The sequence below is a fragment of the Paraburkholderia sp. GAS348 genome (assembly GCF_050434205.1).
Classification (GTDB): Bacteria; Pseudomonadota; Gammaproteobacteria; order Burkholderiales; family Burkholderiaceae; genus Paraburkholderia.
Genome location: NZ_JBNPVT010000001.1, coordinates 463,986 through 488,305, shown reverse-complemented (window position 1 = coordinate 488,305; position 24,320 = coordinate 463,986). Strand labels below are relative to the sequence as shown.

Annotated in this window: 18 protein-coding genes and 3 pseudogenes; 8 read left to right on the top strand and 13 right to left on the bottom strand. The window is 60.5% G+C overall.

The genetic code is table 11. The features are described from left to right. Positions 1-61 precede the first annotated feature (61 nt). From P3T22_RS02290 to P3T22_RS02250, 9 genes are all read right to left on the bottom strand, one after another. On the bottom strand, positions 62-1,420 hold the full coding sequence (locus P3T22_RS02290; protein ID WP_429324104.1) for a sigma-54 interaction domain-containing protein: 1,359 nt from the start codon (positions 1,418-1,420) through the stop codon (positions 62-64). Continuing rightward, positions 1,417-4,473, bottom strand: a complete 3,057-nt coding sequence (locus P3T22_RS02285; RefSeq protein ID WP_429324103.1) for a peptidase domain-containing ABC transporter — start codon at positions 4,471-4,473, stop codon at positions 1,417-1,419. Before P3T22_RS02285 ends, P3T22_RS02290 begins: the two co-directional genes overlap by 4 nt. A gap of 92 nt (positions 4,474-4,565) precedes the next feature. Further along, complete coding sequence (locus tag P3T22_RS02280; protein ID WP_429324102.1) at positions 4,566-5,318, bottom strand: peptidylprolyl isomerase; 753 nt, start codon at positions 5,316-5,318, stop codon at positions 4,566-4,568. A 37-nt stretch (positions 5,319-5,355) separates the two neighbouring features. Next, positions 5,356-6,729: an HlyD family efflux transporter periplasmic adaptor subunit gene (locus P3T22_RS02275; protein ID WP_063500293.1), complete on the bottom strand. Its 1,374-nt coding sequence runs from the start codon at positions 6,727-6,729 to the stop codon at positions 5,356-5,358. Beyond that, positions 6,707-9,325, bottom strand: a complete 2,619-nt coding sequence (locus tag P3T22_RS02270) for an FHA domain-containing protein (protein WP_429324101.1) — start codon at positions 9,323-9,325, stop codon at positions 6,707-6,709. Before P3T22_RS02270 ends, P3T22_RS02275 begins: the two co-directional genes overlap by 23 nt. A gap of 228 nt (positions 9,326-9,553) precedes the next feature. Continuing rightward, positions 9,554-10,966 carry an efflux transporter outer membrane subunit gene (locus tag P3T22_RS02265; RefSeq protein ID WP_429324170.1) on the bottom strand — a complete coding sequence of 471 codons (1,413 nt, stop codon included), beginning with the start codon at positions 10,964-10,966 and terminating at the stop codon, positions 9,554-9,556. Positions 10,967-11,285: 319 nt separating this feature from the next. After that, the gene (locus tag P3T22_RS02260) at positions 11,286-11,564 is read right to left on the bottom strand and encodes a hypothetical protein (RefSeq protein WP_063500295.1); all 279 of its coding nucleotides are present in this window, start codon (positions 11,562-11,564) and stop codon (positions 11,286-11,288) included. 293 nt (positions 11,565-11,857) lie between these two features. After that, complete coding sequence (locus P3T22_RS02255) at positions 11,858-12,301, bottom strand: DUF4399 domain-containing protein (protein WP_429324100.1); 444 nt, start codon at positions 12,299-12,301, stop codon at positions 11,858-11,860. Positions 12,302-12,348: 47 nt separating this feature from the next. Continuing rightward, positions 12,349-12,852 (bottom strand): DUF4399 domain-containing protein, encoded by a 504-nt coding sequence (locus P3T22_RS02250; RefSeq protein ID WP_063500297.1) that lies wholly within the window; start codon positions 12,850-12,852, stop codon positions 12,349-12,351. 428 nt (positions 12,853-13,280) lie between these two features. Between P3T22_RS02250 and P3T22_RS02245 the strand changes: the two are divergent. Together P3T22_RS02245 and P3T22_RS02240 are read left to right on the top strand one after the other, a co-directional pair. Continuing rightward, a pseudogene (locus P3T22_RS02245) lies at positions 13,281-14,078 on the top strand (caspase family protein); the annotation flags it as partial. 534 nt (positions 14,079-14,612) lie between these two features. Then, positions 14,613-15,293: a formylglycine-generating enzyme family protein gene (locus P3T22_RS02240; protein ID WP_429324169.1), complete on the top strand. Its 681-nt coding sequence runs from the start codon at positions 14,613-14,615 to the stop codon at positions 15,291-15,293. Positions 15,294-15,310: 17 nt separating this feature from the next. Here the strand turns inward: P3T22_RS02240 and P3T22_RS02235 are convergent, their stop codons facing one another. Continuing rightward, on the bottom strand, positions 15,311-17,464 hold the full coding sequence (locus tag P3T22_RS02235) for a protein kinase domain-containing protein (RefSeq protein WP_429324099.1): 2,154 nt from the start codon (positions 17,462-17,464) through the stop codon (positions 15,311-15,313). A gap of 415 nt (positions 17,465-17,879) precedes the next feature. Between P3T22_RS02235 and P3T22_RS02230 the strand changes: the two genes are divergently transcribed. The 5 genes from P3T22_RS02230 (at position 17,880) to P3T22_RS02210 (ending at position 21,373) form a co-directional block, all read left to right on the top strand. Beyond that, the gene (locus tag P3T22_RS02230) at positions 17,880-18,161 is read left to right on the top strand and encodes a hypothetical protein (RefSeq protein WP_063500300.1); all 282 of its coding nucleotides are present in this window, start codon (positions 17,880-17,882) and stop codon (positions 18,159-18,161) included. 88 nt (positions 18,162-18,249) lie between these two features. Then, entirely contained in the window at positions 18,250-18,534 is a 285-nt protein-coding gene (locus tag P3T22_RS02225; protein ID WP_063500301.1) for a hypothetical protein, read from the top strand. A gap of 183 nt (positions 18,535-18,717) precedes the next feature. Continuing rightward, complete coding sequence (locus P3T22_RS02220) at positions 18,718-18,945, top strand: hypothetical protein (RefSeq protein ID WP_063500302.1); 228 nt, start codon at positions 18,718-18,720, stop codon at positions 18,943-18,945. A gap of 486 nt (positions 18,946-19,431) precedes the next feature. Beyond that, on the top strand, positions 19,432-19,716 hold the full coding sequence (locus tag P3T22_RS02215; RefSeq protein ID WP_063500303.1) for a DUF3303 domain-containing protein: 285 nt from the start codon (positions 19,432-19,434) through the stop codon (positions 19,714-19,716). A gap of 19 nt (positions 19,717-19,735) precedes the next feature. After that, positions 19,736-21,373 (top strand): MFS transporter, encoded by a 1,638-nt coding sequence (locus tag P3T22_RS02210; protein WP_429324098.1) that lies wholly within the window; start codon positions 19,736-19,738, stop codon positions 21,371-21,373. A gap of 492 nt (positions 21,374-21,865) precedes the next feature. Here the strand turns inward: P3T22_RS02210 and P3T22_RS02205 are convergent. After that, positions 21,866-22,007 (bottom strand): annotated as a pseudogene (locus tag P3T22_RS02205) (IS5/IS1182 family transposase); the annotation flags it as partial. A gap of 38 nt (positions 22,008-22,045) precedes the next feature. On the opposite strand from P3T22_RS02205, the pseudogene P3T22_RS02200 reads away from it, so the two are divergent. After that, a pseudogene (locus P3T22_RS02200) lies at positions 22,046-22,162 on the top strand (IS6 family transposase); the annotation flags it as partial. An 84-nt stretch (positions 22,163-22,246) separates the two neighbouring features. Here the strand turns inward: P3T22_RS02200 and P3T22_RS02195 are convergent. Next, positions 22,247-23,308: a glycosyltransferase family 2 protein gene (locus P3T22_RS02195; RefSeq protein WP_429324097.1), complete on the bottom strand. Its 1,062-nt coding sequence runs from the start codon at positions 23,306-23,308 to the stop codon at positions 22,247-22,249. 39 nt (positions 23,309-23,347) lie between these two features. Continuing rightward, complete coding sequence (locus tag P3T22_RS02190) at positions 23,348-24,307, bottom strand: glycosyltransferase family 2 protein (RefSeq protein ID WP_429324096.1); 960 nt, start codon at positions 24,305-24,307, stop codon at positions 23,348-23,350. Positions 24,308-24,320 lie beyond the last annotated feature (13 nt).

Genomic DNA, 24,320 nt, shown 5'->3' with positions numbered 1-24,320 from the left:
GAATGCGCGGCGTCGAACGCGCTAAAGACGCCGTAGGGCACCTTATTTCAGACACGCGGCTTCAGCTATCGCTGTCTTCCTCATCGTGCTCGTCAGCACCGTTTTTGCCCGTGGACGGCGCATTGCGGTTGCGAAAATCCTTTGAATGCAGGCCATGCTTCTTCAGGAGCATTTGCAGATGCGAGCGGTTCATATCGATGCGCCGGGCCAGTTCCGCGACGGTGCCGCTCACTTCGCGCAGGCCGCGTTCCAGGAAGGCTTTTTCCGCGTCGTCGCTCGCGGCGCGCTTCGCGTCGCTTAGCGACATCAGATTCGCCACGCTGATTGGCTCCTGTCCCGTCGCAGTGGCTGCATTGGACAAAGCCGTGACCGAACCGGGCGCAGCCGGCCGCATGTCCAGCGGCAGATGATCGATATCCGCCATCTCCCCAGCCAGACACGACACGCGATACATCACGTTGCGCAATTCGCGGATATTGCCCGGGTAGGCATAGTTCAGCAGAAAGTCCCGCAGACGCGGCGTCAACCTCACAGGCCTGCGTTTTAGCGTGCCGGCAGCCTCATCGCCGAACCATGCAATCAGCAGCGGTATCTCGTCGCGCCGCTCGCGCAGCGGCGGCAACGTGACATGAATCACGCTGAGACGGTAGAACAGATCCTCGCGGAACTTGCCCTCTTCGCTGAGTTGCCGCAGATTGCGATTGGTCGCCGCGACGATGCGCGTATCGACGGCAATCGTTTCGTCGGAGCCCACGCGCTGAATCTCGTGCGCTTCCAGCACGCGCAGCAGCTTCACCTGACCGGCCAGCGGCAACTCGCCGATTTCGTCGAGAAAGATCGTGCCGGTATGCGCGCTTTCGAATTTGCCCTTGCGGTCATTCGAGGCCCCCGTGAACGCACCCTTGCGATGACCGAACAATTCCGACTCCAGCAGATTGTCCGGAATCGCGCCGCAATTCACGGAGATAAATGGCTTATCCGGGCGCGAACCATTCGCGTGAATCACCTTCGCCATGAGCTCCTTGCCGGTGCCGCTCTCGCCGTCGATCAACACCGGCAAATCGGTCGGCGCCGCTTTCTCGGCGATTTCGAGCGATTCAAGCAGACGTGGATTGTCGCCGAACGTCCCTTCGAAAATAAAACTGCGCTCGATCAATGCCTTTCTACGCGCGCCCCGCGATTGATCGGCAGGGGCGGCGGCCTCCGCGGCCGTTGCGGCCTGTACGAAGCGCTCCTTGTGCGAGAGCTGCATGACCTCGTCGCGTAGCGAGGTGGCTTGCCGAAGCAGCTTGTCGATGTCGGCGCGCTCGAGCCGGGACGACCAGCGCAGCGTCGAGCGCAGAATCTCGATGCGTTCGATCAGGCCCGCGTACGAAATCGCCGGGCTCGCCTCCTCTACCTGGTCGAGTATCTTCATCACGCACTCAATTGTTTCTGCACCAGCTGGTAGTACATGCCGCCGCGCTGGATCAGTTCATCGTGACGGCCCTGTTCGACGATCGCCCCTTCGTACAGCACCAGAATCTTGTCGGCACGCATGATAGTGCTGAGCCGATGCGCAATGATCACCGCCGTTCGGCCCTTCAGAATATCGTGCATGTTGCCGAGGATATTGCTTTCCGATTGCGAGTCCAGCGCGGAGGTTGCTTCGTCGAATACCAGCAGACGCGGATCGTGATACAGCGCCCGCGCGATGCACAGCCGCTGGATCTGCCCGCCGGATAAGCCAATACCGCGTTCGCCGACAATCTGCTCGTAGCCGAGCGGCATCTTGCTGATGAACGCATGCGCGTCGGCCATCTTCGCGACTTCCTCGATGCGGCGCCGTTCGGGTGCGTCGTCGCCGCTTGCAATGTTCTCGGCAATCGTGCCGGAAAACAGCAGATTGCTCTGCATCACATAGCCGATCTGCGCGCGGTAATAGGCCTTATCGACCACGCCGAGATCGTAGCCGTCGATCGTCATCTTGCCCTCGGTCGGCGCGTAGAAACCGACCAGCAGTTTGGCAAGCGTCGTCTTGCCGGAACCGCTGCGGCCCACAATCGCCACCAGTTCGCCGGGCTTGATGTCGAAGCTGATATTTTCCAGCACATACGCCGAATCGTTCTCGCCGTAACGGAAATAGACCCCGTTGAGGCTGATTTCGCCTTGCAGTTCAGGCAGCATCACGCGCGACGGCAAATCCTGCGGCTTCTGTTCCGGCTCGATATCGAGCACGTCGCCGAGGCGCTCCATCGCCACGCCCGCGTCGTTCAACATGCTCCATAAGCCGACCAGTCCCATCAGCGGCCCCAGCACGCTGCCCATGAACGCATTGAACGCGATCAGCTGACCGATGGTCATTTCGCGCGCCAGCACCAGATTCGCGCCGACCCACAGAATGGCGATCGTCGTCGCCGCGTTCAGCAACTGGCTGCCAAGCCCAACGAGAATACTGAAGGCATGCGCCCGGTATTGGACTTCGAGCGCCTTCGCGTATTTCTTCTCCCAGCGCAACCGTACCGGCCGTTCGATGCCCATGCCCTTGATGGTCTCCACACCGGCGAGCGCTTCCATCAAAAATGACTTCGATTCGGTCGAGGCCGTGAACACCTCACGCGCATAGTTCTTGATCTTCGGGGTGGCCAGCGCCGTCAGCCCCATGATCGGTATCACGAACGCGATCAGCACCAGCGTCATCTTCACGTTGTAGACGAACATGATCGTGAAGTAGATGAACACCATCAGCAGATTCAACGCGGTTGTTACCGTGGATTCGGTGAGGAAGGCGCGGATCGTCTGGTTCTCCTGGAAGCGCGCGAAGATGTCACCAGTTTTGCGTTTGGCGAAAAACGAAAACGGTAGCGACATGGTGTGCTTGAAAAACTGCGACATCATCGCGAAGTCCATGTTGCGCACCATGAAATTCGCCAGATATGCGCGAATCGACGACATCAATTGCGAAAATACATTGGCAATGATCAGGCCACCGATCAGCAGATGCAGCAGGCTGACGTTCTGATGCACGATCACGCCGTCGAGAATGTTCTGGATAATCAGCGGCGGAATCACGCCAAGCACCTGAATCACAAAGGTGGCGAGGAACAGGTGGCCGAGAATTTTCTTGTACGGCCTCAGATAGCCGACAAAGCGTATCCACGGCGAACGCGCGGCCGACATCTGCAAGAGATGCGGTCCACCCGTAAAGAGCAAACACGTACCGCTCCAGCCGCGCTCGAAATCCTCAACCGTCATTTTCCTGAAGCCGAGTGCCGGGTCGGCGACCCACACGTATTCCTTCGACAGCCCGTACACCACCACGTAGTGATATCCCTCCCAATGCACGATGAAGGGCAGATCGAAGCCGCGCAACGAATCGAATGTGCATTGCACGCCGCGCGCGGTGAAGCCGAGCGATTCGCCCGCGCGCGCGAGACTGTCGAGCGTCGCGCCTTGCGTCGTCACGTTGGCAAGTTCGCGCAGCTTGCCGAGCGTCATCGGAATGTTGTAGTGGCGGCAAACCATGGCGAGACACGCGGCGCCGCAATCCATTTCTTCGGCCTGTTCGACCAGCGCAAAGCGCTTGATGACCTTTTCGCCGAACTCGGGTTTGGTCTGTAGATCGAGCATCAGCGGCAACTTGCGCCGCTGTTCGAGGCGCTTTTGCCGTTGCAACTCTCGGTCACCGTAGCGAATCCGCTCATCCAGGACTTCGCGCAGCTTCGGATTGCGCTCCAGAATGAAATGGACGGTGCGCTCGGGGATCACCAGCAGCCGCGTATCGGTCGTCGCCACCACCGACGCCATTTGCTCCTGCCGCATCAAACACGCCTTTTCGCCGAAGATTTCGCCTTCGCCTAGCGTCGCGAGCGTGTAGTCCTGGCCTTCCTCATGGCGGACAATGCGCACTTCGCCCTGCCGCACCACGTAGAGCCGCCGGTCGTCGCGCCCGTCCTGCTTGAGGATTTCCTTGCCGGCGGCCACCCTTTTTACGCCAACGCTGCGCACATACTCTTCGAGTTCCGCCTTGTTGAGCTTGCCGCGCAGATCGAACAACTGCGCGACGAAACCGCCAGCCGAGCTGATCGCCACGTAGCTCGCGATAAAGGCCAACGCGGCCTGATTACCGGCGAGCACCGGTTCGATCGCGGCGCGGGGAATGAACAGCAACTCGGTTTTCGCCGACGCCCGCACCGACGCCTCGTGCACATACGCGCGCAACATCGCAATGTCGGCGAAAATCTCGCCGGTTTTGCGCACGCCCATGCTGGTTTCCTTGCCGTGTTCCTCGGTGAAGATGCGCACCGAGCCCGAGCGAACCACGTAAAGACCGTCAGCCGTCTCGCCCGTCGAGCACACCGTTTCGCCGAACGAATAGAAGCGTGCCTGCGCGTATTCGGCAAGACGCTCGATCTCGTCGCGCGAAAACGGCGAGAGGATTTCCACCGAGGTGAGAAACTCGGCAGCGGAGGGCGCGGTCTGGGGTGCATCCATGTGCTTGCGGACCTCGATTCGGCTTTGCGTTGCGTTGCTTTACTTCGCGTTTCGATGTTGCGTTGCGGCGCGAAGCGATGCGAAATGCGCGGCTAGCGCGCTTCGATCACATGTTCCTGCGCGCGCGCAATCAGCCAGCTCTCGCGCAGCAGACGTCTGACTTCGGCGGCCACATCGGCATCGAGCGTCGCCGGATATTTCGCCGTCACGGCGAAAATCTCGAAGCACGAGCGATCCGCCGACGGAAACGGCCCGAGCAGATCGCCCACCGCCGCATTGAAAATCTTCGCTTCAATGTCCGGCTTCAGCGATCCGCGCAGCACCTTGCCGATCACGCCACCCGCCTCACGCGTATCCGCGATCGAATGCTCGCGCGCCATGTCGGCGAAACTGTCGGGATCGTCGTGCAGGTACGAGATCATTTCCTTCGCCTTGCCCTCGCTGTCGAGCACGATATGGCTCACCTCGATTGCGTCGAACTTCGGCGAATTCAGTGCGAAGTAATCCTTGATCGCCGCCTCGTTACCGACCACGTCGAGCATCTTCTCCTGATACAGCCCGTCGGTTATGAAGGCCTCGAACTCGTCGAGACTCACGCCGAGCGCATCGAGGTACTGATTCATATCCGTCGCGCGATGCAAGCCGCGCACGCGGCGGAACTGATCGGCGCGCTGCTGGATTTCGTCCGCGGTGACGGCGACGCCCTGCTTTTTCGCCGCATGCACGGTGAGCTTGTCGCGCACGATCTGCTCGATCAGGCTGTCGAACTGGCCAGTCAATTTCAGAAGACGAATGAACTCGGAAACGTCCACGACTTCGTCATCGATTCGCACTATCGCGGTCATGTCATCGGCTCCTTTCATTGACGTGTAATCGGCGCGCTCAACCCGCCACCTGCCTGAACGGATCGAGACCCAGATCGATCAAGCGCCGTTCGCGCACCACGATCTCCGCACTCGCCGTCATGCCATAGCGCAGCGGATAGCGGGTGTCGGCGATCTGGTAGTAGTTTTTCTCGAGCGTCACGCGGCCTTCGTACACCGGCTGCTTGTCCTGCAGGGACGGCTTGGTGGCCGGTGAAATATAGGCAAGCGTGCCGTTGATCAGCCCATAGCGCTGATACGGGAACGCGTTGAATTTCAGCTTCACCGGCTGCCCCTCGTGCAGAAAAGCACGATCGTGTTCGGCGATTTCGATCTTCAGCACCGGCTTCGCATCTTTCGGCGCAATGCCGCCGAGCGGCGCGTTCGCCTGGATCTTGTCGCCCCGCTGCGTGGAGGTCACGTCGGTGATGACGCCGGAAACCGGCGCGAGGATCAGCAGAAAATTGTCCTTGTCGATGTTCTCGAAGCGGATCCGCGCAGCGGCTTCAGCCACGAGGCGCGCGCTCTGGAGTTGCAGGCGCACCTTGTCTTCCGCGTCGGTGATGTCGCGGACTGCCGAGTCGTACTGGAGTTGCAGGTCGGTAGTCTGCTGCCCGCTGGTTTCGAGTTGCGCATTGGCCTGCGCGTATTCGTGGCTCAGGCGGAAATCCAGCTCCGCGAGTTTCGATTGCGCGACACGGTAGGCGTTATCCGCTTCCAATGCAGCGGTTCGTTTCTGCTCCACCTGCAACTCGGCGATACCGCCGCCACCGGGCTGTGCGAAGAGCTGCGAGTAGCGGTCCAACTCCTGATGCGCCGCCTCACGCGTGCGGCGCGCGTTGTCGAGCACGCTGCGCGCTTCGTCGAGTTCGGCCTTTTGGCCTTCGGCGAGCTTGGTCGTGCCCTCGGAGATGCGATTTTCGTGTTGGTGGGCTTCCACTTCCATCTGGGCCTTCAGCGCGGCCGCCTTGCGCTCCATCAGCGCCTTCTTCTCGGGGAACTGCTTCCAGTCGCGCTCGGCATCTTCGAGTTTGAGTTGCGCCTGCAGGGCGTTGCTCGCCGCCTCGATCGCGCCGCGCGCATTCAGCCGCGCCAGCACGTCACCCTTCGATACCGGCTGCCCCTCGGCGATGTACAGATCGGCCAGTTCGCCGTCGATCGGTGCATAGATGCGGCGCACCTCCGATTCCGGCGAGAGCGTGCCTTGCGCACTGACGATCACATCCGCGCGCCCCACGAACGACCACAGCAAGCCGGCCACCACCAGCGCGACCATCGCCCAGATCAGCGCGCGAGCGAGCCGCACCGGCTCCGCGGTCAGAATCGCGATGCCTTCGACGCTGTGGTCCTCCAGCGCCTCCGACAATGGTCTAGGGTGACTGTCGCGTTTCACTCTGCTCGCCTCCGATCAACGCCAGCTTCGCCTTCAACAGCCCAGGGTCCAGCACCATGCGCAGCTCGGTCAGCGAGCGGCGCTGCAAATCCGCTTCGGCTTCGATATCCGCTAGCAGGCGGTCGAAGTCGGCGGGATGATCCGCCTTCAGCTGCGTATAGATGCGCATACCCTGTTGCGCGGCGGACTGCGCATCGGAAAGCAGACGCGCCTCGCTGCGAAAGCCGGGCGAAATCCCCGCTTCCAGTCTTTGCGTGCCGCCGATCGGACCGCTCGCCCGATACTGCTTCCATAAGCTCTGGGCGCGCAGCAGCAGGTCTTGCGCACGCGCCAGTGCTTTGTCGTGCAAAGCGGCGACGTCTTTCTGGATCGATTGCACGAACCACGCGTCCGCCGTCGGATCGAGACTGGCGTAGAACGACAACAAGCGTTGGTCGTAATCCTTGCCGCCGCGCGTCTTCTGCAAGTCGGCGAACTGGTCGAGCAGCGCTTTCTTATGCGCCAGTTCCGCTGCGATCACGTCGGACCACGGCCCGGCAGGCATGGCCTGCAAGTCGCTCAGCGCCTGCTGGGTGTCGCCGCGCAGCCACGCCGCGCTCGCCGCGTCATGGCGCTGGATGACGTCCGGCGACGGCAGGCGGCTCGCAGCCAATTGCTGAAACTGCGCCTGAAATGGCGGGGTGCTGAAATGCACCGTTTTCAGCAAGGCAAGCAACGGGGTCAATTGCCGGCTGAGGGCGGCGTTCAGGACGTCGGCGTAGTGGCGCAGATCTTCCCGTACACGATCGAGGCCGGCGAGACGCGGATAACGCTGCGCGTAATCGTCGAGGACGGCAGGCAGCGCGTCGGGCTTGTCGCGCGCCAGTTCGGTGCGAATGGTGCCGTTCAGGCGGTCGATGGCGGCGAGGTACACCGAGTCGTCGCTTTCCAGTTTGCGCAGATGGCTCAGCGCCTGCGCGTATGGCTCCGCAAAAACGGGCACATACGAAGCGATGCGATCGAGCGCGCGCTGATGACTTCTCGCGTCGTCGTCCCAGCGTTGCAGCAGGCCGTTGATGGTGGCCTCGTCGGCGTACATGCGGATCGGCGCGTCCACCCCGCCGCGCCCCACCACGAAACGCTCCAGGTCGCCTACCCATTGCAATTCGCCGACCAGAGAAGCGGCGTCCGCATTATTCGCACTCAACGATCTCATCTCCTTGAGCAGCGCGTCGGCCTGGTCGAACTGCGCCTTCTGCAGCGCGTTAAGCCAGCCGGGGAGTTTTGCCTTCAGCAGCGCTTCGCTCGCCAATGCGCTGACTTTGGTGTCGCCCGGATGGCTCGCCAGGTAGCCGTTTGCCGCGGCCACCGCGCTGGTGTAATCGCCGCTCGCCAGCATATTTCTCAAGTCGCGCTCCGATGAGCCGCGCATGTATAGCGCCAGCGCGATGGCCACCAGAACGGCGAAGGCCGCGCCACTCCACCACGCGGCGCGACGCCCCATGGCGTGATCGCCGCCCGCAAAGGCCTTGCTGAGTTCGCCCGCGAGCAGACGCCAACGCTGCGGCCGGCCCTTCGCTGCGTTCGTTCCATGTGAGCCGTTCGAGCCTTGCTTGCCGTACGTCCCATTTGCGCCATGCGCGCCGTTTGTTCTGTTCGTTCCGCTCGTGCCGTTCGCACCGCCGGTCAGCGTGTCGCGCTTCGCGTGCGCAGACGCGGCCTGCGCCGCCTCGTTGACTTCGTCTTCGCGCTGTAGTCCTGGGTCGACGCAAAAGATATCGAGGAACGAATGCGCGGCGCCAACAAACGTGGTCTTGTCGGTATCGGCAGCTTCGTCGGCAGCGGGATTGAGGAATAGCTGGGTCACGGTCGGCTCGACTTCAGGGGGTTTTTGCAGGGTCACCCTGTAGACGAAGTGGTCGCCGCCAAATGCAAGGAGGTCCCCCTCCACGAGCGGCAGTGCGGTTTCGTCGAGCCGCTTTCCACCGACGAATGTACCGTTGGTGCTGCCGAGATCTTCGATATAGAGGTCGCCGCCCTTCAGAAAGATATGCGCGTGGCGCCGCGAAATGTAGTTGACCTGATGCGGATAGCGGTCCTTGTAGCGCGCGAAGACTTCGTCCGCCTTGCTGATGAGAAACGGGAACGCCTGCACGTCGATCGGCTGAAGCCCGAGATCGTCGCGCTGCGGCTCCAGCAGCAGGCCGGGTGCGGGTGCCGCACTCGCGGCGGCGACGATCCGCGCGCGCGGCTCGATACTCACCCGATAACAGAGCTCGCCACCGAAGCACAGTTCGTCGCCGGCACGCACCCGCGACGGAGCTTGCCGCACCGCAACGCCGTTGAGTGTCGTGCCGTTCTTGCTGCCGAGATCGGCGACATAGATAGCGCCGTGCTCCGTGAAAATCCGCGCATGGCGGCGTGACAGGCGGGTTATCCGCTCGGCGGGGTAGTCGGTGAACGGCACCTCGCTGCGGCCGATCGCGAACAGGCTGTCGACGATCCGGATCGCACCGAGCGCGGGACGCTGCGCGGACAAAACCGGCGACAGCACCACCTCGAAGGTGGCGTCCAGGGTCGCGCGTATCTCAGCAATCGGAGCTTCGCCAGCAGTCATTTTATCTGGATCACTAATCGTTTACCCGCTGCGACGAGATCGCAACGGGAACGGAAAAAAGAACTACGGCGAATGGCGGGTGTTCTAGCGAGCCGCGCACAACCCGGCTTCTTACAAATTTTAAGTCACGCATGGCAAGTGTCAATTTTCAGATCGTCGGCTGTAAGGGCCATTCATGCGTCATCTGCAGCCGAAATACGCCACGCACGCGCCACGTCCCGGATTAGCTCAGTGTTCCTTTACTTCCGCTTGCACATCCACATTCGGCCAACCACCGCCCAGTGCCTTATAAAGCAAAACCGTGTCGGACAGAATCAGTTGATGATTGGCGAGCAGTTCCTGCTGCGCTTCCAGCAAGGTCCGTTCGGTTTCGAAGACTTCCAGCTGCGACACCACGCCGAGGCGCAATTGCGACTGGATCTGATCGGCAACGATCTGCAGACGCGATACCTCCTGCTGCAATTCCACCCGCTGCGCCTTGTGCGAGTTCAGATTGACCAGCGCGTTTTCCACCTCCTCGAACGCACCCATGACGGCTACACGGTACTGTTGCTCGGCTACCGTCGATTGCGCTTGCGTGACCTTCACATGGGCCCGCACGCCGGGATCGAGCAACGGAATGTTGATACTGGGCATGAATCCATAGGTGAACGACTTCAACAAATCGGTCAGCGCGAAGCTCGCGGTGCCGCCATGGCCGGTGAGATTGATGGTAGGCAGTTGCGCGAGCTTGGCCTGGCCAACCAGGTTGTAGGCTTCCAGCACTCTGAACTCGGCGGCCACCACGTCGGGGCGCCGCGCGAGGAGTTGCGCGGGCAAGCCGTCCGGCACCACGGGCAATTGCACGCGCTGCTGCAAATGCCCTTTCGGCAACTGGAACTCGCCTGCCGGCACGCCGAGCAGCGTGCATAGGGCGTTGTTCGCGAGATCGCGCGAGCGGCGCAGTTCGAGCAACTGATTGGTCAGGCGGTTGATCTCGGCCTGCTGGCGCAGCACCTGCGTTTGCGGTATGAGGCCGTTGCGGCGCTGGCCGTCGTAGATGGTGAGAATCTGCCGGTTTGTGACGAGCGTTTGTTGCTGCTGCTCGATCTGGTCGTCGAATTGCAGGATCTGGAAATAGGTACTCGATACGTTCGCCACCAGTTCCAGATAGCCGGCGCGCCAATCTGCTTCGCTGGCGTGGAACTCGGCCTTTTGCGCCTGCACGCCCTTCTCCACTTTGCCCCAGATATCGATGTCCCAGCTCACCTGGGTTGCGACGTTGTACTGCTTGGAAAACGTCTGGCCGGTACTCTTTTCGAAATCGGCGCCGCCGCCGAGATCCATGGTCGGCAACGCGCCTGCTTTGGCCTCGCCGATCTGCGTGCTGGCCACGTCGATGCGCGCGGCCAGCACCTTGATATCGAAGTTGCCTGCGATTGCTTTAGCGACCAGTGTGTCCAGATACGGATCGTGGAAGCCTTTCCACCAATCCGGCTCGATGGTCGCGGCCGCCGAAACCGGCGAGCCTTTCTCATCCGACCACGACGCCTTGGCGGGTGTATCGGGCCGCTTGTAGCCGGGCATGCTGACGTCGACGCACGCGCACAGCGACAGCGCGCAGGCCGTTGCGGCGCAGAGTCCGCGCAACGCCGCGGACATGCGGCTCGCACGCACCGGCCGACGGTCCGCACAGCACCGCGCCGAGGCGTAGAAAAAGCGCTGACGGACCATTGAATCAAGCAACGCGGACACGATTTTCTCCGATGACACCGGCTACGCCGCACGAGACGAGCGCGCTGTTTAAGTAAAGCATGTCCTGCCCGGCTTCACCATCGAAGCGGTACAGGAAGGTCGGCGCGGGGATCGAGCGGTGAGGCTGGGGTCGTGTGGAAAGAACGATTGGATGCGAAATCTTTTTGACGCGCTGAGGTTGCGCGTCCCGCGGAGGCCTGAGAGCCTCCGCGGCGGCCTGCGCCGTTCAATACACGTTGATGTTGTTGCTCGAGCTCACATGCGGGTCGATCGTGGTGGTGACGCCGGTGACGAACGCTGCGTTGTTGCCGTTGGCGTTCTGGATGTTCATTTCGTTGCTGATCAACTGCGTGGCGGTGACAGTCTTGCTATTGTTCGGCGCATACACGGGCGTGAAGTTGAAAAACGACGACGACGGATAGCCGTAGCCGCCACGTACGGCGCTCATGGCCTTGCTGTCGAGTTGTGCGGTGAGGGACAGGTCTTTGATCATCAGCGTGTTCATGGTAAATCTCCTGGAGGGGTAACAGCACAGTCTTGCGGTTGGGTTCGAGCATCTTGTCTGCTCGAGTGTCACTAACGCATGGGCTGTGCCAGTTTTGCTTTCCGCTCTTAAGAAACTTTCCAGATGGCCGTGGATAAAGGACTTCGGGGATGGTGTGCCGGCGGATGCAGCGTGATGGCTACCAGGCGGGAGAGTGGAGCTGGTGGATCGCAACCAACAATGCGCGTGACGGTGTTGGTTGCGACGTGACACTGAAGCGGGAAAGCCGCGTTGTGTCGCTACCCCATACGCTGTTAGCGCGCAATCACGGTGATCTTCTTCGAGTACACCGGCGGGTTGTGCGGCATATGCATGTCGTCGCCCATCAGCAATTGCAGCGTGTGCTTGCCGGGTGGCAGTTGAATCATTGTCTCCGTTTCGCCCGCGCCGAAATGCAGGTGGTTGCGGTCATTTGGAATTTCCTGGTCCATCGGCGGCAGGTCGGTATCGATCAGCAGATGGTGGTGCCCCGTGTTCGGATACTTGACGCCTTTCGGCGCCACACCCATATAGCGCAGGCCGAACCACACCCGGAAAGGCTTATTGGCCGGCACCACCTGCCCGTCGTTCGGATAGCCGATATAGACGTGCGCGCCGGCCGGCGACGGTGTCGTGCCGGCCATGGCGAGATTCGGCGAGGCCAGTGACGTCAATGTCGCAAGTGCCACGAGCGTCGCGAGCGCGATGATCTTGTACATGTTGGTCTCTCCGTCCTGACGGACCCGCTTTGAACGAACGGGACGCGCTAGTCTTTTAGTACGGTGATGGTGATTTTCTTCGAATACACCGGCGGCACATGCGGCACGTGGTTGTGGTCGCCGAGAATGAGCTGCAAGGTGTGCTTGCCTGGCGGCAACTCGATGCGCGCGTCGGTCTCACCCGCACCGAAATGCAGGTGATTGCGGTCCGACGGAATCTCCTGGTCGAGCGGCGGCAGGTCGGTGTCGATCAGCAGATGGTGATGCCCGGTGTTCGGAACCGCGACACCCTTCGGGCACACGCCCATATTGCGCAGACCCATGCGGACCCACAGCTTGCCGCCGTGAATCACCGCGCCGTCCGACGGCCAGATGATGTATTCCTCGGCGCCCGGCGGCGAAGGCGTTTGTTCGGCAAGCGCGGAGCCAGACAGTGACGCGATGCCGAGCAAAAGAAAAAGCGTGGCGCACCAGGCGATGCGGGACGCTGCGAGCGCCGCCTTTGTTCCTTGACGTATGTCGAGCACGCCAAGTCTGAGGGTTCTTCGCATTGCGCACGCTCCCGAAGAATGGTCATAGCCGCCTCGGCTGCGCAAAGCGCAAGCCGGACGCTCCGGCTGGATGTCGCGGGCACTCACGTCGTTTCACGTGGGTTCACGTGGCGGGTTCATGTCGCGGGTTTGCGTCGCGGGTTTACGTCGAGGAGCGGCGGCATTATTAAAACGGGCGTACTGCCCTACTTTGTGAATTAGCTTAGGACGTAACTTGCCAAAAAGATACGCCACACTCGTTAACCGTATAACGCACTGACGACGCGCGGATCATTGTGACGTGCAAACCGCGTGCTATCGTTGTTCATAGGTTGTCGATGGATTGCCGATAGCGGTATCGATGCTGCGCTCGATCCATCCGGACGACTGCTGTGGGCGTCGCGGTCGTTGAATACCTATGTTCTGTCCGGAACAAACAGGATACGAATATGTGGCGAACATTCCTGCTGGTGTGCATGGCCGGGGCAATTCAGGCGCATTGGGGCAGCGTTTATGCCGCGGCGCAGCGTGACGGCGCGGAGTATGGCGCTGCCGCTACGCGTACGGCGGCAACGTTCATCGCGCCACTCGCACTGCGAAAAGACAACCCGCAGCAAGCGCGCATTGCGCTGGTGATCGGCAACGGCGCGTACGGCGATCACGCAGGCCCGGTTAGCGATAATGCGCCGCGCGACGCTGAAGCCATGCGCGACACGCTGCGTGCGCACGGCTTCGACGTCATCATGCGCACCGATGCGACGGCGCAGGAAATGCGGCAAGCCATCAGTGAATTCCGCCAACGTCTGCAAGACGGCGGCACCGGCCTCTTCTATTTCGCGGGACATGGCTTGCAAATCGGACGGCAGACGCTGCTCGTGCCAGCCGGCATCAATGCACGCGCGCCGGCGCGGGTGGTCAGCGAGGGCGTCGATTTGAATACCGTATTGCAGACGATGCGCGCGCCGCGTGCCGGCGCACTCAATCTCGTGATTCTCGATACGTGCCTGAACAATCCCTTCTCCGCTGACGTATCACTCGATACGGCCACGCTGCCCGCCAATACGCTGGTCGCTTACGCGACGGCGCCAGGCGGGTTTGCAGCGGACGGCACGCACCACGGCGTGTATACGAATGCATTGCTGCGCGCGCTCAACGACACTTCGTCGACACAGGATCTTGCGGGATTGTTTCAACATGTCGCGACGCGGGTTAGCGAGGTTACTGGCGGCGAGCAAACGCCGTGGATCGCGTCGTCGCTTGCGTGGGACGCGCGTCTGACCGAGCCGGCATCTCGCGCGGCTACTGTGGCGCTCACATCCGCTACCAACGACGGCGCGGTTGTCGCGCTGCGCAGCCGAGGCATTCTGCCGAAGGACAGCAGCGAGCAATACGAAATCACTTTCTGGAATTCCATCAAGGACAGCAACTATCCCGGCGATTACGAGGCTTATCTGAAGGCCTATCCGAACGGCCGCTTCGCCACGCTTGCCCACGCACGCATTGACCGGCTGCACGCCGCGGCATCGGCGAGCGCGCCACCTGCTTCGCCTGCTGCCACGCCATCTGTTGCACCGCCGGTTGCACCGTCACCACAAGCCGCGCGGCCAACTCCACCCGCAAGCGCGCAGCCGCAAGACCACCCGCACGCTGCTGCACCGCCACCGACGACAACTACGACGACCGCCCCATCCGCTGCCCCTTCCACACCGGCAGTCGCGCAAAAGCCCACGGCGCATCCACCCGTCGCTGGCGAAAGCCGCGATTGCGCCACCTGCCCAATCATGGTCGCCTTGCCTGCGGGCGCATTCCCGATGGGCAGCAACACCGACGACCCCTCCGAAAAGCCCGTCCATCACGTGACCATTGGGGCGCCGTTCGCGATCGGCAAATACGCAGTGACCGTCGAGCAATGGAATGCGTGCGTGGCCGCGAACGCCTGTCAAAAGCTCACGCCCGAAAGCAATACGAACAAAGCGGCGCCGGCACGCGACCTCAGTTGGGACGACGCGCAACAGTACGTGAAATGGCTGAGCAAAACGACCGGCAAACCCTACCGCTTGCCCACCGAAGCCGAATGGGAATACGCGGACCGTGGCGGCACCACGACGGCCTACTGGTGGGGCGATCAGATGCGCAAGGGCAACGCCAATTGCAAGGACTGCGGCGATCCCTGGCACAAGGAAGGGCCCGAGACCGCCGGTTCGTTCGCGCCGAATCCGGTCGGCTTGTATGACATGAACGGCAGCGTCTGGGAATGGGTCGCCGATTGCTGGCACAACTCCTACCAGAGCGCGCCCGCCGACGGCCACGCATGGGACAGCCCCAGTTGCGATATGCGGGTGATTCGCGGTGGCTCTTGGCGCGAAGGCGGGAGCTATATGCTGAGCGCGACACGCTTCAAGTACAGCGCAAGCGTGCGCCAATCGCAGGATGGCTTCAGGGTGGTCAAGGATCTTAAGTGATGCTCCCGGCGCGTCGCTTAAGGCGTGCGCGGCTTGGTCGTGATCGGCGCGAAGTCCGCGACGATATGATCCTGGCCGAATTTGCCGGCGATCTGCGCGAGTCGCGTATTCAGTGCGCGCAGATAATCGGCACGTGATTCGCTTTCGGGGCGCGGCTTGTCGAATAGCTGCGCCGGCGTAATCAGAAGCACCACCATCTCCGATCCAAACGGCTTCGAAATGACCCAGTCGCCCGCGCTGCCGATGGTGGCCGCATAGTGCGGGGGCGCCTGATTGTCCTTCGCACGCGGACTCGGCACCATGTGCACGACGCTGCCGTCGAGCTGATAGTAGTCGAGGTTCACGTACGAGTCGTAGCCTGGCGTCGTCACGTCGACGACTAGCGGATCGCCGTCGCTCAACTGTCCGCCGGGCGGCCGCACATGCAGCGACGCAACGTGCCCTGCTTGCCAGTTGCGGGTCCAATAGGGAGCGAGTGCTTTGATCGTGTCGCATTTGTCGTCGGCGAGCGGCTCGACTTCCAGCGCGAGCGTATCGACGCCCGGCAATGCCACCAGCGTATCCTTCAGATGCGCCGCGCCGTAGCGCTGCGAGACGTAGCCGCGCACCGTCAACGAATGATCCTGTGCCGAAGCGGACAGCGCCGAACACGGCACCTGCGCCAGCACCGGCGCGACGGCGGCTAAGGTCAGCGCGGGTTTCGGCGCGAGCGGCGCGGGCGGTGCGGGAGGCTGCGCTGTGCCCCCGGCAACCGGCGCGGCAGTTGACGGTGGCTCAGGCGCACTCGCTACCGGTGCGGCAGCAACAGGCGTCGCCGCCGAAGCCGCTTGATCCGCAGACGCCTCCGAAGTAGTCGCAGCCGGCTGTGTCCCGCTCTGACGATTTGGCGCCGACCGCAAAGCAAACACGCCGACAACCGCCGCACACACCACCGCCAACCCCGCGAGCCCGGCCTTCGCCAACGTGCCCGACTTCTCCGCGCGCGCTTCGTTGTCGAACTCCGCAATAAAACGCGCGACACTCGGCATGCGCGTGTTTCGATCGAACGACAGCGCAGCCCGCAACGCGCGCCACTGCTTCGCATCGAGATTGGACGGCCGCTGCGGCTTAAAATCAGCATTGCGCGCCTGTGTCGCCGACAACCGGTCGAACGGATGGTGGCCCGTCAATAGCTCATACGTAATGCAGCCGAGCGCATAGATATCGTCGCGCGGATCCGGCTCGCGATGCTCGATCATTTCCGGACTCGCATACGCAGGCGTCAACGCGCCGAGACTGCCGGGGTCGAACACCGTGGCATCGGTCTCCTCCTCCGGCCGCTGGAACACGCGGGCGATGCCGAAGTCGATCACTTTCACTTCGGCATTCGTCGTGAGAAAGACGTTGGCGGGCTTGAAATCGCAATGCACGAAGCCGTGTTCGTGCGCATAGGCAAGTGCATTGCACATGCCGCGCACAATCGGCAGCGCAGCGCGAACTGGCATTCCCTTATAGCCCGGCGTGCGCAATAGCTGGCTGAGCGGCTTGCCGGTGAGGTACTCCATCGTCAGGTAGACGATCGGTCCGTCGCGGTCGAAGTCGTACACCGCGATGATGTTGCGGTGCGCGAGCACCTGCGCCTTGCGCGCCTCGCGTTGCAGCGCGACGAGCGAATTCGGGTTGCCGCGGAACTGGACGTTGAGCACCTTGATCGCAACATACGGCTTGCGATCCGACGCTTCGAGCTTGCGCAAATCGAGCGCCTTGTACACCGTGCCCATTCCGCCGACACCCAGACATTCCTCGAGAACGAAACGGTTGTTCAGCGTATCGCCGGTGCCTTTGATCTGATCATGTCCCGGCGCGCCGGCGGCGCTCGCTGCACCTGCCGAGCTTGCTTCGCTCGCCCCGCTCGCCGAGCGTACCGACGGTATCTCGACGGTGGTCTGCATGCCGGTTTCCTCGCCGCCCGCCGCCACGTTCGAGACACGCAACTGTTCAATGCGCCGACGCACTTCGGTGTAGAGATCGTCGGGCAGCGGCGATTTTCGATGTGCTACGCCGAGCATTTCCAGCAGCTGTGTGGGACCGAGTCCTTCGGTCGTCAACGTGCTGTCGAGTTGGGCGACGAACTCGTCACGTGACAGCTCGCCGCTCTGATAGTCGCGAATCACATGCGCAAGGCTAGCCATTTGTGCGAAGCGCCCCCGCTGCCGTTGGGCCGGATCGCATGCGACCGGAGCCTTTCGGGCTGATAGAAAACCTGTCGTAACCAGTTACATGTGCCGCTTCGATACTAGCTCCCGGTCTGAGCTTTCGCAAACCAGGATTGCCCCGCTGCGAGCACTGCCGGCGAGTGTCTTGCGACATCCAACAGAATCCGGCGCGTTGTTGGGTGCGCGCCATCAGCCGCCAGTCTCCGGCTAGTGGCCATACTATCGCTTCGACGCGGCGGTGTGACGCGAAAGCCTTGTGCATCAAGCCTCCACCAACTTTCTTAGGAGCCGCGAATAAAACTGGCACAGCCCATGCGTTAGTGACACTCGAGCAGACAAGATGCTCGAACCCAACCGCAAGACTGTGATGTTCCCTTCCAGGAGATTTACCATGAACACGCTGATGATCAAAGACCTGTCCATCACCGAACAACTCGACAGCAAGGCCATGAGCGCCGTGCGTGGCGGCTACGGCTACGGTTACCCCAGCACGTCGTACTTCAACTTCAGCCCGGTGGTCGCGCCGAACAACAGCAAGACTGTCGACGCCACGCAGTTGATCAGCAACGCGATGAACATCCAGAACGCCAACGGCAACAACGTCGCGTTCGCAGCGGGCATCACGTCGTCGATCAACCCCAGCGTCACGTCGAGCAACAACATTCACGTTTAAAGTCCGATTCGGCGAAGCGGAGAGGCCCTCGGCAATTTCCGCTTCGCGCCGATCACGCCCGTCTTCCGCGCACCTTTGGAGAATCACCATGTCATCCCTCATGATTCGCGATCTATCCCGCACCCGCGAACTCGACCGCCGCGCAATGTCGGCAGTGGCCGGCGGCACCGGCAGCAGCGTGCCCGGCCTGCCTTCGGTGGCCGGCCTGAGCGGCATTGCCAATGTCAACGTCTCGGTGAACCAGAACCTCAGTCAGATACAAAACGTCAATGTTGCGGCGCTCAATAACATCGGCGTGATCGGCGCGGGCTTCGTGCCGCTGCATCTGAATGTCAGCCCGTCGCTGTGGGGCGCCAATTACGCCAATGTTTAACTGCGTGCAATAGCGAAGGGCCGGGGGCTTCCCTTCTGCTGCCTGGTCACATCCAACAGGCGAGCTGCAAGCAGATTTCCTATACTGATAGTGCGACGAGACCTCTCTACACTTAAAGACACACCCGGGCCGCGGCCGGAAAATCGCACCGGCCGCCGGCTCGAACGCTTCCCTGGAGCCGCCATGGCAAAGCTCGTTATCAAGGACCTCACCGACAGCGTCGAACTCGACCGCCAGGCGATGGCCGCTATTGTCGGCGGCGCGCGGATCGGTGCGCACGCGAGCGTCGCCGTGCAGGTGGTGCCGGGTTCCGCGCGCGTGGTCGACTATCCACCGGGTTTTCCCGCGGCGCATCAGGCGATAGCCGATGTTTCCGTTGCTGCCGTGCCGCGCAATTTGTCGCGCAGCTAGGCCTCTGATCGGACACTCGTAGCAACGGCACGCGCTTAACGCGCGTGCCGTTTTCGTTTGATGAATCGGCGTTTGTTCCGCATGCCATTCGCCTGCGTGCAGGTCGTGCCGGCACACGGCATGGCGTGCTTCGAACCAGATCGATACCGACATTGTCGACAGCCGTATTAAGAGGTCCTTCTTGTAGGACGCGCGAGACGCCTGCAATTGGAAACGAGCGAGCCCTCCACGCTATTCCGGCAGCGGACGAATTGTTCGATTGACCTGGTGAATGTCTGCACGCGGCGACGTTAGCGACCGTGCACTCACCTATGATGTTTAGGACGCCGCGTGGTTTTATGCCGTTCGCCGATAGGACGTGCTATCCGGACAGCCTCCTGGCGTAGAAGTGTTGGCGGCGCAAGGCATGCAAAAGCGTCGCACAGCGCGAGCCGCGGTGAAGACGCGCCACGAGCCGGCATCGCCAATTCATATTGGAGACACGCTATGAAATTCATCGTGCAATGGAATGGCCTGCCGACGGCGGAAAACTCCGTCATCGAGCGCTTCATGAAAACCGGCGGCCAGGCGCCTGAAGGCGTCAAATTGCTGGGGCGCTGGCATGCAGTCGGCGGATTGCATGGCTTTGCGGTCGTCGAGGCGGAAGATACGCGCGGACTGGCAGCACTGGCGCTCGAATGGGGCGATTTACTGACGATGAGCGTTGTCCCGGCGATGACGGACGAAGAGCTCGGCGCGGCATTGGGCGCGCAACAGGCCGCGCGCAAGTAAGTGTGCAAGTAAGACGATCATGACGCCCAGTCTCGACACGCCTCTACCCAGCGGACAATTGCTGCCGTTTCGCGAGTCGCTGCTGGCGATGCTCGGTGTCGCCTTTGTCTCGATGCTGGTGGCGCTCGATCAAACTATCGTCGGCACCGCGCTGCCGCGCATCGTCGCCGATCTGAAGGGCTTCGATCTGTACGCATGGGTCGCCACGGCTTACATGCTGGCTTCGGTGATCACCATTCCGATCTTCGGGCGGCTGGGTGATTTGTTCGGCCGCAAGCCGTTTTTGATCGCCGCGATTCTGTTGTTTACCTGCGCGTCGGTATTGTGCGGGTTTGCCACCAGCATGCTGTTGCTGGTGATTTCGCGCGGATTGCAGGGGATAGGCGGCGGCATTCTGATCGGCACGGTGTTCGCCACTGTCGCCGATCTGTTCCCCAATCCGAAACTGCGGCTGCGTTGGCTCGTGTTTGTCACGTCCGCGTTCGGCATCGCCAATATGGTCGGGCCGACGCTCGGGGGCATGCTCACGCAATACGGCGGCTGGCGGCTGGTGTTTTTCGTCAACGTGCCGGTCGGCCTCGTGTCGCTGCTGTTCGTGCAGCGCTTTTTGCCGCCGCTGCATCACCTGCGGAGCAAGGACCCCGTGCGGCTCGACTGGCTTGGCGCGTTCGTGATCGCGGTCACTTTCGGCGCGCTGCAATTGCTGATCGAATTGTTTCCGAAGTATGGCGTCGACACGATAACGATCGTGCTGGCCGTCGTCGCGACGAGTTTTGCAATGACGCTGTGGCTATGGGAGCGGAGGATCAAGTATCCGATCATTCCGGTGGATATGCTGTTGGATCGCAAGCTTTCCGCGCTCTTTGCTATGTCCGTGCTCGGCGGCTTCGCGCTGTTTTCGCTGGTGTTTTATGTGCCGCTGCTGTTTCAGGGCGGCTATGCGATGTCTGCGCATGACTCGGGCATGTTGATTACGCCGCTGCTGCTCGGTACGACGGTCGGCAGTGTGGTGAACAATCGTATCGTCACACGGATTCGCCGCGCGAACGGCATTATGTATGTGGGTTTTGCGCTGTCCGCGCTGGCGTGTCTGAGCGTGATCGTGCTCAGAGGTACCGAGCCGCATCTGGTGTGGATGTCGTGCATGGGCATCAGCGGGCTTGGGCTCGGTCTGGTGGCGACCAGTCTGACTGTCTGTTCGCAGCAGATCGTCGCGCGCGATCAGATCGGTGCGGCGACGGCGTTGCTGCAATCGTTGCGTACTTTTGGGGGGATGCTGGGTACGGTGATGACCGGTGCGTTGCTCGGGCATCTTTATACGCAGGGGGTGCATCGCTCGCTCGCCTCGTATCAGGCGACGCAGTGGTTCAAATCGTTTGCGAGCCCGGAGTTGTTGGTGGATCGTGCGGAGCAGGCGGCGTTGATTAATCGTCTGGTGAGCGCCGGGCATGCGGGCGATGCGATGATGAATTCTGCGCGGGATGCGCTTGTGCAGTCGATTCATATTGGGATTCTGGTGGCGGGTGGGGCTGCGTTGGTTGGGTTGTGTCTGGCGTGGTTTGTGCCGCCGGTGAGGATTGGGTATCTGGAGGCGGAGGTGGTGGGTGGGGGAGAGGTGCAGGCTGAGGTGCTTCCGCCGCGGGGGAATGTGCTTTAAGCGGCGGTGGGGTTACGTTGATGCAGATCTAACGCATCAACTGCGCAAAGGACAAGTAGCGGATGCGGGAAGCGAAACCATGCCCCATCCCAATGCCGGAGAGGTTTTACGCGCCCCAGGAGAAATTGCCGCCGTGCCTTCGGCTCATCCAAATGGCTGTTCTTAAGCAAAAAACGACATAGAAAGCGCACTAGGCAAAGCAAAGCCACGAAAGGCTCTTTAGAGCAATCGTCATAAGGTCCATGTTGTTGCGATAACGCTTGCATTGAGACCGTGCCTTCAAATGCAGGAACATGTATGTACGGTTATTTGATCGTCTCTGCCGCTGGCGTCAATATTTGAGAAGATCTGCACAACTCGTTTCCTGCCCGTCGCAGCAGTTTACTGACTGCATTGAATTGGCGATGAAGATGCAGCGGCCTCGATCGCAGTTTTATTCGAACCGTGGCGACTCGCGATTGCCCAACCTCACGGCACCAACACTGGCGTGCTTCATACTTTGCGCAGCACCTTACACGCCATCCGCAGGTCACCCGGCGCAAACAGCGTCGTGATCTGGGCGGTGTTCTTCGTCAGGCCCCGCCATCGAGCCTTCGTATTGCCAATACTGTCGTTTACGAATCCAGAACGGATGCTACATTCTGGGTACGGGTACCAGTTTTCTGGCACCTGATTTCAGGCATCGGGTTGTTGCATCGTATTTGCAAGGCACAGTTCAATCTCGTGACGCTCAACCTCAAAGACATCGTTGTATCGACCGTTTGGGATGCGGTTCTCTCAACTCAATAAGTCACTCGACCAAAATTCACTTCCTCGACTATTTCCACAACCTGCACCAGAGCCAGACAGGTCAAGTGCGCGGTTAAGGAAGCTTTAGCGTTCTCCGAAGCGCCGCACAAAGCTGTAAAAGATTCGCGGATGAATTTTGAGCAAACACATCACGAACGACAATTTCGGGCGGCTGTCTGCATACATGCGAAAGAGATGCTGAGGCCGCAACCTTTCGGAGACGGTTTGCAGGATTGTGCTAGCAAGATGGTACGTAGGTGCTCTCATCGCCACTTGGAAGGCGACCGTTCGAAATCCATAAATGTATTTGAGCTTGAAAAAACGCCGATTCCGATTCGCGATAGGGAGAGATGCAGTGGCCTTCTCCACCAAGTCGATTATCGTGACAAGATCGAGAATTTTTGGATTGAACCGGGTCGAAATACCGCTTTCGCGCAGCACATAGAAATACAGACAGTCAGGTATCAGCCGAACAATCTTCGAACTGCCTAAGGTCTGCACCGACACGCACAAATCTTCGTAGATCAGCCCGCTCGGATGGTCGACTTCGACAAAGATCGAGCGCCGCACAAGCTTGTTCCAACAGTATGCCTGCAACGAGAGATCCATAATTCTCTCGACCGCCTCGACCCCGGTTATCACTTTGTCATCGCTGTCGATCTGGTAATTTACCGTGCCATCAGGATTGACGTTGGTCGCCGCGAAAATCACGACATCAGCGTCATGCTCAACCGCCTCTTCAATGACTCTTCCTATCAGACTCGGATGAACGTAGTCATCGCTGTCGACGCATAGCACATAGTCGCCGGTAGCCTCCATGGCGGCAATTCGCCGCGTTTCGGCAAGCCCCTGATTGCTTTCGTTCGTTACCAGCTTCCATGCCACTTTGTCCTGAGACTTCAAAACGCGAGCCACGATCTCGCCGGACCGGTCCGGGCTGCAGTCGTCGACGGCTATGATCTCAAAGTCTGTGCGTGTCTGCGACAAAAGGGACACGAGGCAATCTTCAACGTACAGTTCAACATTGTAAATCGGCAGCAACACGCTTACTTTCGGCACTGACATAGTCTGGGTCTCCAGATACACCACATTTGACTTTAAATCTCCCGACTCCGCTTGCACCAGAGCAATTGCAGCGATGCTCATACCGCTGCCCGACCACCCAGCTCGGATCCAGGCAGTAGATCAGCGTTTTCGCCGAATCAGATACAGTTCAGGTAGCAAGGCGAAGAGCATGCGTTTTAGTGTCAATAGTCGAACATCGACGCACCCGGCGATGTGCCACGTTGCCTTAATATTTTTCAGGCGGAGTTTTATACCAGCCCCTAGCATTGCGCTAGTGACATGCAATTCCCCGAGCATGCCCCCGATGAGATCAGCCTTCACTCGCGTACGAGCGATCGGCTCCACGGCAGCGAAACTCAACGCTGACATTTCCCCCACTAACCGATAAAGACTTTCGTAGTTTTTCATAGTCCGTTCTGACGACATGATCGAATGCGAGCGCAGTCGCCGTAGGAACAGGCTACGATTCGAAACGGCAACTTTCAATTTTTTGTTCAATAACAACGCCGCAAAGAAGTGATTGTCTTCATAGATGACACCTTCTATAAAACGCTGTGCCCCGATAATAGAACGTCGCGCAACGAAACAGCACGGAGACACGAAGTACCGTTTCTGTTTCAGCGATTCAATCACAAATTCATCCGACGAAAGAGGAGATCTCAATTGTGGACGTTGATAGTAGCCGCAATAGCGTTCATACATAGGAGAATCTGTCGGGAAAACATCCGCGCAGAAAACGACAATATCTGCACCGTGGGCGCTCAGTTCGCTAAAGCATACCGCCAACGCTTCCTCCACCAACAGATCGTCGCCATCCATGTAATAGATAAACGCTCCTTCCGCCATTGAAGTGCCAACGTTGCGAGCAACAGACGCACCACTGTTTTCTTGGTGAACGTACTTGAACCGACGATCGCTCAAGCAGAAAACCTCAGCGATCTCGCCGCTACCATCGGTCGAACCGTCGTCAACAACGATTGCCTCGAAATCTATGAGCGATTGTTCTGCAATGCTCTTCAACGCGTCGACCACGTACTGCCGGACGTTGTATATCGGTACGATTACGGAAAATAGTGGCACGACTATCCTCAAT

Excerpts from the sequence above, each read along its gene's own strand:
- P3T22_RS02285 (WP_429324103.1), bottom strand. The coding sequence starts at position 4,473 with ATGGATGCACCCCAGACCGCGCCCTCCGCTGCCGAGTTTCTCACCTCG.
- P3T22_RS02280 (WP_429324102.1), bottom strand. The coding sequence starts at position 5,318 with ATGACCGCGATAGTGCGAATCGATGACGAAGTCGTGGACGTTTCCGAG.
- P3T22_RS02270 (WP_429324101.1), bottom strand. The coding sequence starts at position 9,325 with ATGACTGCTGGCGAAGCTCCGATTGCTGAGATACGCGCGACCCTGGAC.
- P3T22_RS02265 (WP_429324170.1), bottom strand. The coding sequence starts at position 10,966 with ATGTCCGCGGCGTTGCGCGGACTCTGCGCCGCAACGGCCTGCGCGCTG.
- P3T22_RS02260 (WP_063500295.1), bottom strand. The coding sequence starts at position 11,564 with ATGAACACGCTGATGATCAAAGACCTGTCCCTCACCGCACAACTCGAC.
- P3T22_RS02255 (WP_429324100.1), bottom strand. The coding sequence starts at position 12,301 with ATGTACAAGATCATCGCGCTCGCGACGCTCGTGGCACTTGCGACATTG.
- P3T22_RS02250 (WP_063500297.1), bottom strand. The coding sequence starts at position 12,852 with ATGCGAAGAACCCTCAGACTTGGCGTGCTCGACATACGTCAAGGAACA.
- P3T22_RS02240 (WP_429324169.1), top strand. The coding sequence starts at position 14,613 with ATGGTCGCCTTGCCTGCGGGCGCATTCCCGATGGGCAGCAACACCGAC.
- P3T22_RS02235 (WP_429324099.1), bottom strand. The coding sequence starts at position 17,464 with ATGGCTAGCCTTGCGCATGTGATTCGCGACTATCAGAGCGGCGAGCTG.
- P3T22_RS02230 (WP_063500300.1), top strand. The coding sequence starts at position 17,880 with ATGAACACGCTGATGATCAAAGACCTGTCCATCACCGAACAACTCGAC.
- P3T22_RS02225 (WP_063500301.1), top strand. The coding sequence starts at position 18,250 with ATGTCATCCCTCATGATTCGCGATCTATCCCGCACCCGCGAACTCGAC.
- P3T22_RS02220 (WP_063500302.1), top strand. The coding sequence starts at position 18,718 with ATGGCAAAGCTCGTTATCAAGGACCTCACCGACAGCGTCGAACTCGAC.
- P3T22_RS02215 (WP_063500303.1), top strand. The coding sequence starts at position 19,432 with ATGAAATTCATCGTGCAATGGAATGGCCTGCCGACGGCGGAAAACTCC.
- P3T22_RS02210 (WP_429324098.1), top strand. The coding sequence starts at position 19,736 with ATGACGCCCAGTCTCGACACGCCTCTACCCAGCGGACAATTGCTGCCG.
- P3T22_RS02195 (WP_429324097.1), bottom strand. The coding sequence starts at position 23,308 with ATGAGCATCGCTGCAATTGCTCTGGTGCAAGCGGAGTCGGGAGATTTA.